This is a genomic window from Gynuella sunshinyii YC6258 (genome assembly GCF_000940805.1).
In the GTDB taxonomy this organism is placed as follows: Bacteria; Pseudomonadota; Gammaproteobacteria; order Pseudomonadales; family Natronospirillaceae; genus Gynuella; species Gynuella sunshinyii.
Map to the genome: position 1 here is coordinate 4,303,846 of NZ_CP007142.1, position 19,688 is coordinate 4,323,533.

Here is a 19,688-nt window from a genome sequence, read left to right on the forward strand (position 1 = left end):
ATCAGGAAATCAATATGTACTGGATCCGATATATTAGCAACCTAACCATTATGGCTGCGTCTCTGACTCTGCTACAAGCATGCGGGAGCGACGAATCTGATCAAGCCAGATCGTCAACTGCCAAATCCTCGTCTGACAGCGAAGTGGCAAACCTGCAGTATGCGAGTCTTGACCCCAAATTACTAAGCATCAGTTCCGCAACAATGACAGATGCTACTCCATCGGCCGCGTCGGTTACCCGCACCAGTTCGATCATTTACAGTGAAGACTTCGAGCAAACCAGTGTTAACGCTCAACCTGAAGGTTGGGATAATTTTCTTGGGTACATCTACAACGCCAACAACACCCCTGGTGCCACTAACTATGCGCTGGTAGAAGCTGGTGATGCTCATACGGGCGACCATGCCATTCATTTCAAAGGCAGCGAAACACAAATTATTCGTGCCCTCCCTGCTGGAACTGATCGTCTGCACATGCGTGCATTCGTCAAGCTCAGTGATCAGATGGGCGGCACCCGAAACTACAGCCAGGAACACATCATGGGTATCAAAAAGACCCAGGATGGTTACGATGAAATCCGCATTGGCCAGGTGCAGGGTACACTTGGAACCAACGTGGTACCTTCCAGCAATCTGTCTCCAACTTATGACCATTGGGGCTCAAGCTCCCCTCTGGTACCGGGGAAATGGTATTGCATCGAAAGCGCCATTTATGCAGACACAGCCTATGATGAATTGTACATGTGGGTAGATGGCAATCTGGTTCACTCCATTACATCCGGAGCTGACTGGAACAATGGTCCGTTACCCAGTGACTGGGCAAGTGATAAATTTAATTACGTGATGTTCGGGTTTCACAACCTTAGCAGCATCTCCACAGATGTCTGGATGGATAACATTGTTGTCTCCACCCAACCGATTGGCTGCGATGTAAACAATAATGGCGGTGACAACGGCGGAGACAATGGCTCTTCTGGCGGTGACGCCACTAATGGTCAAACTCTGTATGAGTCCACCTGTCAGGGCTGTCACGGTACCGAAGGCCAGGGCAACATCAAAATTGACCCAACCAAATCCGCTTATGGTAGCAACAATCAGCCTCTGGAAGACTTCATCAATGATGTCATGCCCATAGGCAACGCCAGTGCCTGCGTCGGCGACTGTGCAACCGATATCGCTGCATACATTCGTACCTGGACCGGTAATTCAGGAGGCGATAATGGTGGTGATAACGGCGGCGACAACGGCGGTGATAACGGCGGCGACAACGGCGGTGATAACGGCGGTGATAACGGCGGCGACAACGGCGGTGATAACGGTGGCGATAACGGCGGAGACAATGGCTCTTCTGGCGGTGACGCCACTAATGGTCAAACTCTGTATGAGTCCACCTGCCAGAGCTGTCACGGTACCGAAGGCCAGGGCAACATCAAAATTGACCCAACCAAATCCGCTTATGGTAGCAACAATCAGCCTCTGGCAGATTTCATCAATGATGTCATGCCCATAGGCAACGCCAGTGCCTGCGTCGGCGACTGTGCAACCGATATCGCTGCATATATTCGTACCTGGACCGATAATTCAGGAGGCGATAACGGCGGTGACAACGGTGGAAATAATGGTGGTGACAGCGGCGGCGACAATGGCGGTGATAACGGCGGTTCAACATCGGGAATATTGTTCAGCGAAACCTTTGAAAACACTGACGTTAACGCACAGCCAGCAAACTGGGATAATTTCCTGAGTTACAACTACAACACGACCAATACCAAAGACTACGGCACCTATGCCCTGGTTGATGATTCAGTAGCCTACAGTGGTACGCACTCCATTCACTTTAAAGGCAGCATGACTCAACTGGTACGTGAATTACCGGCTGGAACCGATCATCTGCACATGCGCGCCTTTGTCCGCATGAACAAGCAAATGGGCAATGTTCCAGGTGACAACCATGAACACATCATGGGCATCAAGAAAACCCAGGATGCCAATAACGAAGTCCGGATCGGTCAGATCAAAGGGGTTCTCGGTACCAACGATGTTCCAACCGACAATATTGCTCCTAAAGCCAGTCAGTGGGAGTCCGGCAAGGCACTGATGCCGAATACCTGGTATTGCGTCGAGGCCGCATTGTATGCCGATACGAGCTATGACGAAGTACGCATGTGGGTCGATGGCGAACTGGTTCATTCCATTACTTCCGGAGCAGACTGGAACAATGGTGCTCTTGGTAAAGACTGGATGAGCGACAAGTTCAACTATGTCATGTTCGGTTTCCACAGTTTCAGTGGCAACAGCGCAGATGTCTGGATGGATGACCTCGTCGTGTCAACAGAAGCCATTGGCTGTGACCCAATCAGTACCGACAACGGCTCTGGTGGTGATGGTGGTAACGGCGGTGATAGTGGTGATGGTGGTGATGGTGGTGATGGCTCTACCGGGGATATCTCGACAGGAAAATCATTGTACGAGACCCAGTGTATCGGCTGTCACGGCGTGGAAGGACAAGGCAGTATCAAAATTGATCCTTCCAAATCGGCTTATGGCAGCAACAGTCAGTCTTTGACAGACTTTATCAATGATGTGATGCCAAGAGGTAATGCCACTAACTGCACAGGAACCTGTGCGGTCAACATAAGCGCCTATATTCGCAGCTGGGCGGACAACGGATCGGGAGACGGTGGTTCCGGAGACGGCGGTTCTGGCGATGGTGGTTCTGGTGATGGTGGTTCTGGTGATGGCGGCGGATCGTCAGGTGGCGATGCTGCATCCGGGAAGTCACTGTACGACACACAATGTGCTGGATGCCATGGCGCTACTGGACAAGGTAATATCAAAATCGATCCATCCAAAACCAGCTATGGCAGCGACAATCAGGCGTTGGCAAACTTTATCAACGATGCCATGCCGAAAGGTAATGCCACTAACTGTACTGGTACCTGTGCTAATGATATCGCGGCCTATATCCGCACGTGGGATGACGATAATACCGGTGGTCCTGGCGGCGAACTGTCCTGCGATGTCAACTACGGTCCCCGCATGCTAAGGGTGCTAACTCGAAACGAGTTTTCAAACTCTATTGAAGATCTCACCGGCGTCAACCTGCTGGCCGATCTGGGACAAAGCACCTATGACGCAATTCCAGCCGATAACATCATTGATGGTTTCTCCAATAACCTTATGGCGAGTATCGATAACGGCGCGTTACATTCTTATGATCTGATTATTACCAAAGTCGTCAACAAGCTGGCAGAACAAAACTTTGAAAGCATTATCAACTGCTCTGCTTTCGATGACGACAGCGCCTGTGCTGCCAGTTTTGTGGAAAATTACCTGACCAAGGTATTCCGTCGAGCACTCACAGAAGATGAGACTATTGCCTATCAGGAGTTGTTCACTGCAGATTACACCGGCGGCAACGTCCATGATGGAATCGGTCTTGCCCTTAAAACCGCATTAACGTCACCGCAGTTCCTCTATCGCGATGAAACCGGTATATCCGTCAGCGATGTCCAAAACGGTGGTGGTAGTGACGACGATGCCGTATATGACCAGGCAGGTACCATTCAAACAATTATCAGTAGCAGCGATGCAAAAACTCTGGCGATTTACAATCAACAGGGCAGCAATGCAATGTTCACTGGAGATGACCTGATACTGATAACTGTCAAAGGCGTGAAGAGTAGCGAAAATGGCCTCTGGCCAACCATGTCCATAGAGTCTAACGGTACGACTATCGCAACCGTTGAAGTAAATCACTCTTATAACAAAACCTATAAGTTCCATACTGAAGACCTGACCGGTAACCGTTACATTGCCGTCATCAACAAACAAATCGGCGCTGAAGGTGAGTACAAAGGCGGACAGGACCTGATTATCAGTCAATGGGAAATTTCGGCCGCCGAAGTCAGCGTGCCATCACTGCCGGATGTTGAACTGGACAATAACGCTTATGTCCTGACGCCTTATCAGTTGGCATCCTATCTGAGTTATACCTTCACTGGTTCCACTCCTGATGACATTCTGCTGAAGGCCGCAGGTGAAGGCGGACTGGAAACTGATGAACAGATATCCGCTCAGGTGGAACGCCTATTGTCCACTGATCGCGCTCGTAAACATTTTGGCGACTTTGCGGCGCAGTGGCTGCGTACGGACCGGGTATTGGATATGGTCAAAGATCCAGACCTGTACCCAACCTTCACTCCCGCAGTGCGTGAAGCCATGGCCCAGGAAATACGTGATGTCTTCAACCATGTGGTACTGGATCAGGGTGAGCCATTCTCAGCACTCTATGATGGCAGTTTCACCTTTGCCAACAAGGCTCTGGCCGATTTCTACGGGTTTGGTGGTGTGACCGGCAGCAGTATGCAGAAAGTCACCGGCATCAACAGCCGTGCCGGCTTGGTTACCTCTGGCGCATTCTTGACCGTTCATGCTCACGAGCAGGAAACCGGCCCAATTCTGAGAGCGGTTTATCTGCGTAAACGCTTTATGTGTCATGACGTACCTCCACCACCAACCGGTGTATCGCTCAATGGTGATGACTTCGATGAAGCCCGTGAACAGGCCAGAATCGAGTGGGAAAAATACCTGGAAGAACACAATGGCCTGGCAACTGCCCGTAAGAAGTATGAATTCCAGACTTCAGGCAGTCTGTGTCAAACCTGTCACGCGCAGATGATTAACCCATTGGGTGGTGGTTTTGAAGATTACGATGCTGTTGGTCTGCCACAAACCCAGGACTACAACGGTTTGACCATTGACTCTTCGGGAACGATGTATGGCATTACCAGCCCAAGTGATACTGATTCGATTAACTTCAACGGAGCCAAAGAACTGGCACATGCGATCGCCGATCTGGATGTCACCCGTCAGTGCTTCATCGACAATACTTTCCGGATGGCCATGGGTACCGGATCAACTTATCTGGACCGGGCAATGGATATCGATCTCTCCGCTGATGAGGTCAATAACTACACCTGTGAAGTGCAGAAACTGGATAACGTCATGAAATCCAGTGACTACAGCACCGTTGAGCTGCTGAAAGCACTCGGCACGATGGACAGCGTCCGTTACCGTAAAAATGTCGTACGTTAATGGCAAACCGGATATTGAAGAGGTCTAACATGAGTCATGAAAAACAAGCTGCGTTGATGCAACGTCGCAACTTCTTAAAGTTCATCGGCAAGGCAGGGCTTTCCCTGCCCCTGCTGCAGGCTTCGAGCCTGGGCGCCGGTATGCTGTTATCCCGTCAGGCGCTGGCCGCGGATACTGCTCAGCGTCGGGTGATCTTTATCTACGTTCCGGATGGCACCCCTCTGGGTGCTTCCTACTCATTCTTACCATCCAGCAACCTGACGTTGAAAGCCTGTTCCCAGCCGCTGGAAGCGGTCAAGGATGAGTGCGTATTTTTCCGTAGCCGCAGTGATGCCAGCAAAGGGATCGAGATCATTGGTGGTGGTGGTCATGGTAACTCTCAGCGGGTTTTGGGCGCTTTTGCCGATGGTGTCAGCGGTACCGTCGACCTGGCGCTGGAAGAAACCGTTGGTGCCACTTCTCCGGTGGCTTCATTACGGCTTGGCGTGCGTACCCGTAACCTGGACCCGGTGTCGGCACGTTGGTATTCCGGGGTAACCGATTATCAGGACAACCCACAAACAGCGTTTGAAAAACTGTTTGGCGGTGCGGTGGATACCAGTCCTATCGGTGCCCGGCGGGATAAAAAACGTCTGGAGATTAACCAGGCGGCGCTGGCCAAAATCAAAACCAAACTCGGCACCTATGAACTGCAGCGCCTGGAACAACACCAGGCGGCCATCGAAAAACTGAAGACGGATATCGACAGTACGTCCAGTTCTTCAACACCGATGGGTTGCAGTGATCCAACATTTAACCCGGGCGGTCTGTCAGCCGATCTGGTGGATAGCGAGTTTACTAACTTGTTTGCATTACAGACCGAGAATGCCATCCTGGCGCTTAAGTGTGACATCACCCGGGTGGTCACCATTCAGTTGGGTACCCATCAGTCTGACTTTGGTGTGACCGGTCTGGATGCGGATTACCACACCTCGGTACACAGCGGAAATCTGGACTTTTATGCTGAGTATCGGACCTATTTCTCCGAACGCATAGCACATCTGATTCAGCGCTTGAAAACAGAGGATGATCCAAATGGTGGCAAGATGATTGATTCGACGCTTGTTGTTCAGGTTACGGATATGGGCGATGGTGGTTCTCATACCGGTGTCGATGCTGCCTTCATGTTTGCAGGTGGCGGAACTGCCGTTAACCGGGGAACGATGGTCGCCGCAGACAACCATCACCAGCTGCTGGATACTGCTGTCGACTATATGGGAGTCCATGGCGTTATCAGTCCGTATAGCAGCACCGGTCCAGTCAATGGTGTACTGGTGTAACAACACCAAAACCACAATTCCGGCATTCTTTTGAATGCCGGAATATTTACCAATTTACAATCAATTCAACAGATAAACGCCCGACAATTGAGCATATGTACTTACTTAGCATAACAATCATAAACTCACGTCATATATAACCAGTGATCTGCTTCATAGTTTTTAAATTAACCATCAATGCATGACCCACTTCCTGTATCGAGAGTACCTCCTGCGGTTATATTCAAAGAAAAATATGTCATGTTTTTTTGTTTTATAACCAACCCAAGCAATAAAAACAGCAAGACATATTTTACTCTATTCAATAAACCAGAAGACTGGAGAAAAACTTCCATGCAGCTTCCTATAAGCTTAAAGCTCAAACACCTGCAAATCTGCTTACTCACTACTCTGCCCCTGTTGTCCTTGCCCAGTCATGCGGGATTTTCAGTCTCAGGTACCCAGCTGCTGGATGGAAACGACAAACCGTTTGTCATGCGCGGCATCAATTATCCCCATAGCTGGTACAGCACCAATACCACCCAGGCCATTAAGGATATGGCTTCAGTGAGTGCCAATACCGTCAGGGTAGTGTTAAGTAGCGGATATCGCTGGAATCGCTCTTCCGCTGAAGAAGTCACCAGCATCATTGAACAGTTAAAAGCACAAAAGATGATCGCCGTTCTGGAAGTACATGATACAACCGGTTACGGGGAAGACAGTGCTGCGTCTTCCCTGTCCAGCGCCACAGACTATTGGCTGGACATCGCCGCAGCTCTTAAAGGCCAGGAAGACTACGTCATCATCAACATTGGTAACGAACCCATCGGCAATAATGTCGATTCCAGTGTCTGGATCGATGGTCATAAAGATGCTATCAAACGCCTTCGTGAAGCCGGTCTGACACACACACTGTTAATTGATGCGCCAGCCTGGGGACAGGACTGGCAACACGTCATGCTCGATAACGCCAAAACAGTGGCCGCCGCCGATAGCCTCAACAACACCATGTTCAGCGTTCACATGTATCAGGTCTATGGCGACTACAACTCGGTCTATCAGTACGTTTCTAAGTTTCTGAACAATAACCAGTTACCTCTGATCGTTGGTGAGTTTGGAGCAGACCATCAGGGCGAAAATGTGGATGAAGATTCCATCATGGCGCTGGCTGAGCAATACGGTATCGGCTACCTGGGCTGGTCATGGTCCGGTAACAGTGGTGGAACGGAATCACTGGATATCACCGAGAATTTTAACGTTACCAATCTGACGACCTGGGGAGACCGACTGATCAACGGTGTTAACGGGTTAAAATCAACCAGTGTCGCGGCAACCGTGTACGATGATGCATCCTCGGACAACAACGATTCAGGCGATACCGGCACAGACGATAGCGGCTCTGATGGCAGTGGCTCCGATAACACAGACGACAACGGCTCCGATAACACAGACAATAATGGTTCCGACAACGGTAGTTCCGATGATAACAATAACACCAACGGTTCCAGCAACGAGGGTCAGAACGATGTCATCAGCATCCACGCAGGTTCATTGATGCCTTCGTTGATGGCAATGTTTATATGGCCACTGATTGCTCTGCGCCGAAAAGCCGGCAGAAAATAAACAAACAGGCACCCGGTCAATCCAACGCTACGCACAGGATTGACCGGATTGGTGAAGTTGCCGGAACTCTATCGGCTACCATCAAAAGTCGGGTTCGTCATGAAGCAAACGTCTTCGCACTTCCATCAACGCAAAACCGAGCAGGTTCAGGCCTTTCCATAAATTCGGATTTTCGGCTCCAGGATGATCAGCCGCCAGTCCAATACCCCAGATTCTATCCACCGGACTGGCCTCAACCAGCACCCGCTGCTCAGTCGACCGCAAAAAATCACCTAAGGCTTTGTTCTGCCGGAACTTCGCCAGATTGCCCTCAACAACGATACTAAACCGATGATCGACCCAGCGCGCTTCATCAAACCCCTGAACAGAGCGGCCGATACGTTTGACCTCACCTGGATTTCCGGCTTTGAGTATTCGCTGGGCGGCGTCATGATCATCAAATAACCGGGCTTTCTCCGCCATCATAAAGTGTTCTGCCGTTGGGTATGTCACGCCATCCACTTCAAATTCTGATTCATACCATTGACTGAAGCAGGTTTTGGAAACCCCTGAAGATGGTTTTTGGTGTCCCCAGAAAAAAACATACTTCACCTTGTGTCCATGATTGACACAGTCAATCAACTGCGCCTGATTTCTGATTTCCAACATAATACTCCCTTGATACAACAACTACGGTATTACTTCAGGCCACGCCCGATCACAAACAATGCGGGAATCATGGCAACGATCATTGCCGCCGTCAAAGGACCCGACCAGATAAAAACCGACCATTCGATACGATGCTCAGTCAATGCGCGCATAAGATACCAGAGCCCCAACGGCAGATTAAACAACAATGCAGTCGCCAGACCCGGCATATAACGTCTCATTCCAATGGTTGCCAGCGCGTGTGGCAACAACACATTCAACACCATTGACAATACGTATCCGGCCATCAGATAGGCCATCAGGCTTCCCGCTGCAGCCGTCATGGAAAGCGTTGCAGTCACAATCAGAAAAACAGATAACACCGTCACCGCGAAACGAAACTGACCTGCTGCAACCGGCACATGCCATCTACCGGCCTGCATAGACCACGCTGGTAAATACAATGCCTCTTCCAGATTGTGTAACAGCACACCGAAGGTAAATAACCAACCGATCATGGAAAGCGTCACAGGTCATCCTCCGTTATTTTTTTTCATGCCACGACCACTCATCCATTCCTATGAGCAAGGGTCAAAAAAGATTAACTCACCCACCATACAATATACAGTGTGTCGTTTTTGTCTCGACTGAAATCAGCACGGCTTTGGCTGACTACGGTCAAAAAAAGATGTCTTACTCCCACTCTGATTGATGAAACTGAGATCTTCCGGTCTGTCGTATTACATATTCAGAGTCGAGGAGCACCTGTGTTTTCAACCACATAACGGAGAATCCGCACCTATGAAATCATCTATTCTGCTTTGTTTACTGACGTTACTGACAATCTCCCGCCCAGGCTTTGCCGATCAAGACAGCATTCGTCTGACGGATTGGATGGCACAAACCGACGACTCCCTGCCACTATCCGCCATGACCATTCCCGGCAGTCACGACAGTGGCGCCATGTACGAATCCATCGCCGGTACTGCGCGGACTCAGAATCTGACCATCAGCGAGCAACTGCACATTGGCGTGCGTTATCTGGACATACGCTTACGCCATTACGAAGATGCCCTGGTGGTGCATCATGGCGCGGTCTATCAACATTTGAACTTTGATGATGTTCTGGTGAGTGTCACGGACTTTCTGGCTGCACATCCCACTGAAACCATTCTGATGGAGGTCTCAGAAGAATACGAAGCCTACAACAATACCCGCAGCTTCGAGCAGACCTTCGTTAGCTATGAAAACAACGATTTATATCGGGATTTCTGGTGGACTCACAGCTATATCCCGCAACTGAGCGAAGTCCGTGGAAAAATAGTCCTGTTGAGGCGTTTTCGTGGTTCATTCTGGACCTCTGGCGGCATTGACATCACTCCCTGGGCCGACAATGCTGAGTCCGATTTTTATGATACCCGCAACCGTCCTGTTCACATTCAGGATTATTACGTGGTCAAGGTCACCAGCAATGATAATAAATGGCGAGCCATAGAACAGAACCTGAACGCTGCGAAAAACGATACCCGGGGAACGTTGTACATTAACTTCAGCAGTGGTTATCGGCCAATACTGGGCATCCCTAACTACCCATCTGTTGCCAATGACATCAACAACCGCCTGATCGATTATTTTTCGCCCTTAACCGGCCAAAAACAACATCACGGTATCATTGTTTCGGATTTTATCAGCGAACAACTGACCCGCACCGAGCTGGCAGGTTATCTGTAATTTTTCACCTGTCTACCCGGTAGCGGTAGTTTATAGCTGGATTTCGACACCTGCGGCCATCTCATGCGCCGCAGGCTTTCAGGCTGAATATGAAAAGACCAAACCAGATATTGGAACATCCAATGATGACCTCCAGGGAGGCACGAATAACTCTGGGAATTGAGTAGTAAAACATATAAGCGATCACCATCAGCTCTGCGATGAGCCATGGTAACGACAGGAGAAAAAAGCCTTTCTGGCATTCGAGCCCATCGGTGGCGAGGTACAGATACCAGGCCGTTCCGACAACCACAATACACGCCAGGCTCAAAAAAACCGTTGAGGTCATTTTTCGCCACATGGGATAGTCCGTGGCAAACGCCTGCTGTTTCAATTGTGATAGTTTTTGCGAAAACGTTTGTCTGGTCGGCATTATATTTTCCCTCGTTCGGGCCAGGTTTATGTTAATCAGACAACCAAAATCTCTGTCTTAAACTCTTTATTAACCCTGTTCGTCATGGTCATCTTTAAACATCAAAGCAACTTCATGAAATTGCCGGATCAGTATACGTCGAACAGGTTTTGACAACACCTGTGTCAGCGATATCGCCTGCCTGACGGACATGACAGGCTGTTTTTCAGACGTCTGCCTCGACTCTGCAATAAAGGTTCAGTTTATTGCCATCAGGATCACGAAAATAAGCCCCATAAGCGCTCTCACTACGGAACCCTGGATCACCTTCATTAACGGCCCCCAGAGCCAGTGCTTTCGCATGAAGTTTATCCACTGTCGCAACATCTTCGATAGCTAACGCCACCATCGTGCCGTTTCCAGCGGTTGCCTGCTGCCCGTCATAGGGTTTAATAACGGAAAAATGGGCACCACCGCCGGCAAACTTCCAGACAACCAGTCGTTCCCTTTCAAGGGCCCTGCTCGCCCCCATCGCTCCCAGCAAATCGTCGTAAAAAGCGGCTGCTTTTTCGAGGTCGTTAGTGCCTAGCGTGATATGACTTATCATGATGTCTCTCTCAGAAAAGGTTGTGAAATGACGGCCACACAATACCCCAAAATAACCTATGGAGGTGCGGCATATGGACCTGTTAGCCAATATCTGTGATGCAGCGCCGGCATGACAACACTCGCTGATCACACCGAAACAGGCTGAAAGGAAAATGATTAAACGTTAATTACCGTCGTTGTGCCAGTGAGATCTGGCGACAGGTGATGATGCTCACACAAAAAGTGTATGCACTGGTTCGACGATCCCCGCCACTTCAGCATCGGATCTGCAAGTGACTGCTCGAATTTTCCGTCAATCAATACGTCCACATATTTCAAAATCCGGCGCTGCTGCGCTGACAAAGCTGCGAGCTGATAACCCGTCCAGAGAAAAATATCTTTGCCACAGGTTTCAGCACGCACTCTTTCAACCAACCGAAGGATGGTTTCACAATTAGCCGGATGCAGTGGATCACCACCCGTCAGGCTGAGCCCTCGACGCACGATCCGGGTATCGTTTAAGTCAGAGATGATGCGATCTTCCAGGGTACGATCAAAAGGTCTGCCGGAACCAAGCGGCCAGGTGGTGGCGTTATAACATCCCCGACATTTATGCTCACAACCGGAAACAAACAGCGTGCAACGGGTACCGGGACCATTGACCACATCCACTGAAAAATATTTATGAAAATTCATAACTTCCGTTTATAAATGTTTAACCCGTTTTTGTACTTCAATTTGCTTGCCATGATTAAAGGGCCGCGCATCAGGAGAGCCGAGATAACCACATACCCGGCGCGTGACACTCACGGTATCAGGATTGTGATTGCCACAGCCAGGACAGGCAAAGCCTTTACTGGTGCAATTGAACTCACCCTGGAAACCGCACTCATAGCATTCATCAATCGGCAAATTAGTGCCGATGTACGGCAACCGGTCATAACTGTAGTCCCATACCTGTTCCAGCGCTTCTAGATTGTGAAGCATGGAGGGATACTCGGCATAACTGATAAATCCACCGGAAGCCAGCGGTGCATAGGGCTGCTCAAAATCAAACTTATCAAATGGATTGGCAGCCTGGGCCACGTCGAGATGAAAACTATTGGTGTAATAACCTTTATCGGTGACCCCCTCAATCAGACCAAACTGCTTGGTATCGAGACCCGCAAAACGACTGCAGAGATTTTCACTCGGGGTACTGTAGAGACTGAAACCATACCCGGTCTGCTGTTGCCATTGCTTTACCGTATCACTGAGATACCTGACGATGGCAACGGCTTTCCGTTGTAAGGCTGGCTCATCAAACAGAGTCTTCTCTGCGCTATAGAGGGCTTTTATCGTTTCGTGAATACCGATATAACCCAGACTGATGGACGCCCGTCCCTGTTTGAACAAATCGACCACCGAATCTTCAGCCTGCAATCTGACGCCGCACGCACCCTGCATATACAGAATGGGAGCTACTTTGGCTTTCACCTGACTCAAACGCTCAATGCGTGTGTCCAGCGCTTTGCGCGCTATGGCCAGCCGCTGATCCAGGATCTGGTAGAAACGCTGTTCATCACCGTGGGCTTCAATAGCGATGCGCGGCAGATTCAGGCTGACCACCCCCATATTGTTGCGTCCTTCATGTACCAGCTCACCCTGCTCATTGCGCCAGGCCGACAAAAAGCTCCGACACCCCATTGGGGCCTTGAAGGAACCAGTCACTTTGACCACCTGATCGTAATTCAGAATATCGGGGTACATCCGTCTGGCCGCGCAGGCCAGCGCCAGTTGTTTGATATCGTAATTGGGATCTTCAGGTTTGCGATTGAGACCTTCTTTGATGGTAAACACCAGTTTTGGGAAAATAGCGGTCTTACAGTTGACACCCAGTCCATCGATGCGATTTTTCAATATAGCCTTCTGGATCATTCTTGCCGGCCAGCTTTCCCCCAACCCAAACCCAAACGTCACAAACGGGGTCTGACCATTGCTGGTATGCAGCGTGTTGACCTCATACTCCAGTGCCTGAAACGCGTCGTGACATTCTTTTTCAGTCAACGCCATTGCATAGTCTTCCGGCTGCGCAATCTGCCATTGCCGGCCAGTATGTAAATGCTTCTCATAGCTGACCAGAACATAGGGAGCCAACACCTCATCGATACGATTGATAGTCGTACCGCCATAAATATGAGACGCCACCTGTGCGATGATCTGAGCCGTGACCGCTGCGGCCGTAGCAATGGATTTTGGAGGACCGATATCCGCATTGCCCATTTTAAAACCGTGACTCAGCATGTTCTCAAGATCCACCAGCATGCAATTAAACATGGGGAAAAACGGCGCATAGTCGAGATCATGGTAGTGAATTTCACCACGTTCATGGGCCGCCACCACGTCCAGTGGCAACAGATGGCGTTTGGCAAATTCACGGGCAGTAATACCCGCCAGCAGATCCCGCTGAGTGGGAATGACTTTGGCATCTTTATTGGCATTTTCATTCAACAGATCGGCATTACTCTGCTCGATCAGACCAAGCACTTCAGTGTACAGACGCCCGCGTTTTTCCCGGGCCACATCCCGGTCATGACGATATTCAATATAACAACGCGCGATTTCAGGTCGACCGCTGGTCATCAACACATTTTCAACGGTTTTCTGGATGGTATCGATGTCGATACGAGACTTGCCCCGCAGACGGGTCATCACTTCTGCAGTCACCGAAGCTGCAAAAGCCGGATTCGGTTCTTCACAGGCATTGGCCGCTTTATTGATCGCACTGAAAATACGCTCCTGGCTAAACCCGACTACACTGCCATCCCGCTTAACCACTTCCATTTCGCTCATTGAACAACAGCTGTCAGGCTGCTTTGTGGTAAATGTCGTCATTGGCAAGGGCTCCTGTGTCATTTCGGGTATATGGAAAAGGAGCAGCACCATACACAAACCACACTATATTGTGGTTGACTCAAATCAAAACACTATATGTTGATTATATTTTGAACAGACCTGCATTACATGATCAGAAGCTGAGCGGAGCATGATCGATCACTTCTTTCATCACAAAAAACGTGCGAATTTGCCGGACGCCCGGTAGCGCGATCAGCTGGGTGGCATGAATATGGTTGAAATCGGCAATATCATTCACTCGGGCGCGTAGAAAATAATCGAACTCACCGGCCACCAATTGACAATCGATAATCACGTTGAGCTTAACGATAGCGGCCTCGAACTCGGCAAAGCTTTCCGGAGTAGAACGATCCAGTACCACGCCGACAATCACCAATGCCCCCATGTCAACGCTGTCAGGGTTAATATCGGCATAAATGCCTCGAATATGACCACCCTTGTGCAAGCGTTCCACGCGCCGAAAACAAGTGGCCGGACTGACGTTCACCTTTCTGGCGAGTTCAGCATTCGTCAACCCACCATCCCGTTGCAGTAATCGCAGCAGCTGGCGGTCGATACGATCCAGCGATTCAGTCATGAAATTTTATTCCATTTTTAAGCGTTTAATGGCGCGAATAGATCACTAATACAATATAAGTGAAACCCTCTATCAGTAAATACCCAAAAATAGAAAGCACATTTCTGCCAATCTTCAGTAGCCTGTTACCAGGTCGACCAACATTTATCCAACAACATTTCACCCTCTTGGGAGATTCACCATGAAACTGGACAAATTTGCACGCCACCCTCTGACGTTTGGTCCGACTCCAATTGAAAAGCTCAGTCGTCTGTCTGCTCACCTTGGCAACCAGGTGGACATCTATGCCAAGCGCGAAGACTGCAACAGCGGTCTGGCTTTTGGTGGCAACAAAATTCGCAAGCTGGAATATATTATCCCGGATGTTCTCGCCTCAGGCGCGGACACATTAGTCACTATTGGCGGGGTACAGTCCAATCACACCCGACAGGTAGCAGCCGTGGCCGCCAAACTCGGACTCAAATGCCGTCTGGTACAGGAAAGCTGGGTACCGTTTCAGGATGCCGTTTATGACCGGGTCGGTAACATTCTGATGAGCCGGGTCATGGGCGCGGAGGTCGAGCTGATCGATGAAGGATTTGATATTGGCATACGGGAAAGTTGGGAAAACGCTCTCGAAGATGTCAAACGCAAAGGAGGCACCCCCTACCCGATTCCCGCCGGCGCATCTGAACATCAATACGGAGGCCTGGGTTATGTTGCCTTTGCCGAGGAAGTTCGTCAGCAGGAAGCCGAGCTGGGTATCAAATTTGACTATGTCGTGGTGTGTACCGTCACGGGTTCAACCATGGCCGGTATGGTCGTTGGTTTTGCCGCCGATGGCCGGGCCAAGAATGTGATCGGTATCGATGCCTCCGGCACACCGGAACAAAACCATGCCCAGGTATTGAGAATTGCCAGAAATACTGCGGCACTGGTAGAACTGGAACAGGATCTGACCGCAGACGACATCGTCATCCTCGATGATTATGCCTACCCTGCCTATGGTGTTCCCTCTGAAGAAACCAACGACGCGATCCGGTTGGTGGCCAGACTCGAAGGGATGATGACGGACCCGGTCTATGAAGGTAAATCCATGCAGGGTCTGATCGACCTGGTCAACAAAGGTTACTTTCCCAAAGGTGCCAGGATACTTTATGCCCATCTCGGTGGCGTACCGGCCATCAATGGTTACAGCTATCTCTATCGTAACGGTTAAACGAGAACGAATGAGCATGGGTATTCGCATTCCTGCGACTCCCCATGCCGGTTGCTGATCACCGGAACGCAGTCATTGCGAGACTGTCAGCTCGGTTTCAAACACCGGCCTTGCGGCATTACGGGAACGATGAACCAATACGAGCGCCAGTAAAACCAGTAGGAACATCGTTCCCCACAACACCTGACCACCAAAATACTGCAGCAAAAATCCGCCAACAACCGGCCCCAGGGCATAGCCGTAGCCATACAACCCGGCAGCGCCAAAATAGCTGCCTTTCAGATGGGCGGGAGCCAGGCGGTCTATCTTCAATCCCAACGTAGGAAACAGCACCACCTCTCCTGCCGACAACACCACAACCGCCACTATCCATAACCTGGCACTTTCAGGTGGAATCAACAAAAACATGATAAACGCCAGTGCAAAAAACATCAGACTGACATTGATACGGGTATCCAACGGCCAGAGTCTCATCAGTTTCAAGAGTGGAAACTGCAGGCAAAGAATGGTCGCTGCATTGGCCACCACCAGCCAGGTCACCAGCGAAACGGCATAGTCGGTACCGGCCAGACTCAGGTATTGCAACAACGGTGCATCGATCTGGGCATAACACAACATCACCAGAATATTGGCCAGAACCAGTAGCAAAAATGCCCGATCCTGCATCAACAGAGAGACTGTCGCTGCCAGCCCACCGGTAGCAGATCTGGCAGGCTGCGGAGTATCCGGCTTATGCCGCTTAAAGACCACCATCAACCCCACCATATACAGTACGAAGCTCACAGCGGTTAACAGGAAGGTCTGTTGCTGACCCACTAACCCAAACGTAAGGCCCACTACCGGTCCCGCTGCTGCTCCAAGATTCAACAAGTAATAACGCAGATGGAAGGCCAGTTCGCGAACGGGAATATCTTCAATGGCATCACTGATCAGCGCCTTACCAGGTGGTTCAAGCATTGCGCGGGAAATCCCGGTTGCCATAATGCCGAAGATATAGCTGTAAACGTGCTCGGCCGTCGCCATGGCCAAAAACGCCAGGACCCCCAGACCACATCCTGCCAGAATGATTTTACTGCGACCGATCCGATCAGAAAGATGACCAATCCACAGCCCGATGGTGGTGCCGGATAAAGAGCCCAGGCCCAGAATCAAACCCACCTGTCCCTCACTCATACCAAACTGTCGATACAACAGCACAGCCAAGAACGGCCATATCATGAAATACGTGAAACGGGATAGAAATGTCCCGCATATGATAACCCAGACAACTGCGGGAAAACGGCCCATAAGCTTGAACATCATCTATATCCTTATACATTAGGAGGCGTCAGAAGAAGGGCCAAGTGTTTTACTTGATTCAAAACAGAAAGAAAAGCGCTTTTTAGAAAAAGAACCTGTATCGGAATGATACATAGTCATGCAATACAGAAAAATCCCACCCAGGCTCAAGCCTGATGATGATGACAGCGATCAGACACAGAAGCACTTGCTCTTGTCTGCCACCAAAACAAACACTGGTTGTTAAGAATGGAAAAACCGGTCAGATGTGCCACAAAAAAACCTATTTCACAATAAAAGACCGACAAGGTCGACAATACAACTCGGAGTTGTATTGTATGATTTCATTAGAAACAGCAGTACGTTAAAAAAACATGACCTGAAATGTCATATAAAACAGCGGCCATCAAAGCATCCTTTCGAAAAAATATTAAGTTTTCATGTTAACCTTATAAAAACAAAATAGATTTTAATTATTAATTTTTTTTCTTATATAAATGTTTTAAAGACTAAGGCAAAGTGAAACAGGAAGACACGTAAATTTTATAAAAAATGAAACAAAAAAAACTCTTTATTTATCTTAAAAAAACCAAGACAAATGCGAACTTCTTCACTAACATCAGCGGACAAAACATGAATAATAATAAATTAATTACAGCGTTACTTTTTAGTACCTCTAATTAAAAGAATGTATACCAAACCACAAACTTCAGTTTTTAGCCTACCAATAAATTAGCCGTGCATTCATTTTATAGGTATCGCAAAAATCATCCCGAATGATCGTTTATCGAAAATCGGGGAAATACTACAAAAGAACGACAAATGACAGGTAACACTTCATGTTGAATAAAAAACGAGCTTTTCTGAGCACAACACTTGGCCTGGCAGGCACTTTGGGGATAGCCAGCCCGGTTTTCGCAGCAACATTGGAGGGATATGCGACACTTAATGGAGGAACCACGGGCGGAAAGGGAGGCAACGTGGTGTATGCCTCAACAGGCACCCAAATCAACCAGGCCATGTGTGACCGGGCATCGACTGAAACTCCACTGATCATTTATGTCAGCGGCACTATCAATCATGGTAATACCAGCAAAGTATCCGGTAATTGCGATACCACCAGTGATTCTATTCAATTTAAAAAAGTCAAAAACATCTCTCTGATCGGAACCGGAAGCGGTGCGGTATTCGACCAGATTGGCATTCACATTCGCGAAGCCTCCAACATCATTATTCAGAACATTAATGTTAAAAACGTTAAGAAATCCGGCTCTCCAATTTCCAATGGTGGTGATGCCATCGGCATGGAAAAAAACGTTTACAACATCTGGATCGACCATAACACCCTTGAGGCTTCCGGTGGCGAAAGCAGTGGTTACGATGCCCTGCTGGACATGAAAAGCACCACTCAATATGTCACCGTTTCCTACAACAAGTTTTATAAATCAGGCCGGGGTGGACTGATAGGCTCCAGTGACAGCGACGCCTACAACACCTACGTAACGTTCCACCATAACTGGTATGACCAAGTGGATTCCCGTATGCCACTTTTGAGACACGGTACAGCCCACGCATATAACAACTACTATACCAATGTTTCCAAATCAGCAATGAACCCTCGCATCGGTGGTTCCATCAAGGCGGAAAATAACCACTTCAATGGTGTAAACAACCCGATCGGCACATTCTATACCAATGATATGGGATACTGGGATTTGAGCGGAAATATCTTTGAGAACGTCACCTGGAACGAGACAGCCGACGAACACCCAGCAGGTCCAAATCCATCTTCCACAACAAGTGTCACTATTCCTTACAGCTACCGTCTTGATGGTGCCAACTGTGTTAAAAATGTCGTAACCAACGCCGCAGGTGCCAACAAAGGCCTGAAAGAGTCCAACGGTTCATGCAGTACATCCGGTGGAGACAATGGTGGTGATAACGGTGGAAGCAATGGCGATAACCTGGGAACCAACCTGTCGATCGGTGCCGGCTCAGATGGCTCCAGTAAAGGTGCAGGCAGCTACGGTGATGTGCGTGACGGCGACACCAGCACTTATTGGTCACCAAATGGCACCACCGGGCGAATCTCAATCAAATGGAGTGGCAGCAAAACTGTGAACACAGTCGTTATTCGTGAGCCTTCCGGATTCCAGGGTCGTATCGGCTCCTGGACTCTGGTTAACCACGACACTGGCGCAACACTGAAATCAGGAAATGGCGCTGGCACGATCAAGTTCAGTACCACCAGCCTGACCAAACTGGATTTCAATATCACCAGCGCTTCCGGTACTCCGGCTGTCGCTGAATTTGAAACCTATAACGCTCAGTAACGTTATCGCCCATTAGTGTTATCAAAACCAGGGACACACTGATCGTTGTGTGT

The 19,688-nt window shown here is 49.3% G+C and carries 14 protein-coding genes; 6 read left to right on the forward strand and 8 right to left on the reverse strand.

The features are described 5' to 3' along the window. The first annotated feature begins 14 nt into the window (after window positions 1-14). The 3 genes from YC6258_RS30700 to YC6258_RS17895 all read left to right on the forward strand — a co-directional run bounded on the left by YC6258_RS30700 (window position 15) and on the right by YC6258_RS17895 (window position 8,017). Window positions 15-5,096: a DUF1592 domain-containing protein gene (locus YC6258_RS30700; RefSeq protein ID WP_052830392.1), complete on the forward strand. Its 5,082-nt coding sequence runs from the start codon at window positions 15-17 to the stop codon at window positions 5,094-5,096. Between the two features lie 29 nt (window positions 5,097-5,125). Further along, window positions 5,126-6,415: a DUF1552 domain-containing protein gene (locus YC6258_RS17890; protein ID WP_044618140.1), complete on the forward strand. Its 1,290-nt coding sequence runs from the start codon at window positions 5,126-5,128 to the stop codon at window positions 6,413-6,415. A gap of 333 nt (window positions 6,416-6,748) precedes the next feature. Then, window positions 6,749-8,017, forward strand: a complete 1,269-nt coding sequence (locus YC6258_RS17895; RefSeq protein ID WP_052830393.1) for a glycoside hydrolase family 5 protein — start codon at window positions 6,749-6,751, stop codon at window positions 8,015-8,017. A gap of 81 nt (window positions 8,018-8,098) precedes the next feature. Here the strand turns inward: YC6258_RS17895 and YC6258_RS17900 are convergent, their stop codons facing one another. Both YC6258_RS17900 and YC6258_RS17905 read right to left on the reverse strand, forming a co-directional pair. Further along, window positions 8,099-8,665, reverse strand: a complete 567-nt coding sequence (locus tag YC6258_RS17900; protein ID WP_044618141.1) for a riboflavin biosynthesis intermediates N-glycosidase — start codon at window positions 8,663-8,665, stop codon at window positions 8,099-8,101. Between the two features lie 29 nt (window positions 8,666-8,694). Continuing rightward, entirely contained in the window at window positions 8,695-9,174 is a 480-nt protein-coding gene (locus tag YC6258_RS17905; protein WP_144407689.1) for an HXXEE domain-containing protein, read from the reverse strand. Between the two features lie 271 nt (window positions 9,175-9,445). Here YC6258_RS17905 and YC6258_RS17910 point away from each other — a divergent pair, with 271 nt between their 5' ends. Next, window positions 9,446-10,375 (forward strand): phosphatidylinositol-specific phospholipase C, encoded by a 930-nt coding sequence (locus tag YC6258_RS17910; protein WP_044618143.1) that lies wholly within the window; start codon window positions 9,446-9,448, stop codon window positions 10,373-10,375. A 61-nt stretch (window positions 10,376-10,436) separates the two neighbouring features. On the opposite strand, the gene YC6258_RS17915 is transcribed toward YC6258_RS17910, so the two are convergent. The 5 genes from YC6258_RS17915 to YC6258_RS17935 form a co-directional block, all read right to left on the reverse strand. Next, a complete protein-coding gene (locus YC6258_RS17915; RefSeq protein WP_044618144.1) occupies window positions 10,437-10,787 on the reverse strand; it encodes a hypothetical protein in 351 nt (116 codons plus the stop codon). Between the two features lie 205 nt (window positions 10,788-10,992). Next, window positions 10,993-11,373, reverse strand: a complete 381-nt coding sequence (locus YC6258_RS17920; protein WP_044618145.1) for a VOC family protein — start codon at window positions 11,371-11,373, stop codon at window positions 10,993-10,995. Window positions 11,374-11,531: 158 nt separating this feature from the next. Next, the gene (nrdG, locus tag YC6258_RS17925) at window positions 11,532-12,050 is read right to left on the reverse strand and encodes an anaerobic ribonucleoside-triphosphate reductase-activating protein (protein WP_044618146.1); all 519 of its coding nucleotides are present in this window, start codon (window positions 12,048-12,050) and stop codon (window positions 11,532-11,534) included. A 9-nt stretch (window positions 12,051-12,059) separates the two neighbouring features. Continuing rightward, complete coding sequence (gene nrdD, locus YC6258_RS17930) at window positions 12,060-14,228, reverse strand: anaerobic ribonucleoside-triphosphate reductase (protein WP_245626956.1); 2,169 nt, start codon at window positions 14,226-14,228, stop codon at window positions 12,060-12,062. A 133-nt stretch (window positions 14,229-14,361) separates the two neighbouring features. After that, entirely contained in the window at window positions 14,362-14,826 is a 465-nt protein-coding gene (locus tag YC6258_RS17935; RefSeq protein WP_044618147.1) for a winged helix-turn-helix transcriptional regulator, read from the reverse strand. A 181-nt stretch (window positions 14,827-15,007) separates the two neighbouring features. Here YC6258_RS17935 and YC6258_RS17940 point away from each other — a divergent pair, with 181 nt between their 5' ends. Continuing rightward, window positions 15,008-16,024, forward strand: a complete 1,017-nt coding sequence (locus YC6258_RS17940; RefSeq protein WP_044618148.1) for a 1-aminocyclopropane-1-carboxylate deaminase — start codon at window positions 15,008-15,010, stop codon at window positions 16,022-16,024. Between the two features lie 72 nt (window positions 16,025-16,096). Here the strand turns inward: YC6258_RS17940 and YC6258_RS17945 are convergent, their stop codons facing one another. Further along, window positions 16,097-17,326, reverse strand: coding sequence for an MDR family MFS transporter (locus YC6258_RS17945; protein WP_044618149.1), 1,230 nt, complete (start codon window positions 17,324-17,326; stop codon window positions 16,097-16,099). Window positions 17,327-18,141: 815 nt separating this feature from the next. Between YC6258_RS17945 and YC6258_RS17950 the strand changes: the two genes are divergently transcribed. Further along, window positions 18,142-19,635, forward strand: a complete 1,494-nt coding sequence (locus tag YC6258_RS17950) for a pectate lyase family protein (protein WP_082070787.1) — start codon at window positions 18,142-18,144, stop codon at window positions 19,633-19,635. The last annotated feature ends 53 nt before the right edge of the window (window positions 19,636-19,688 follow it).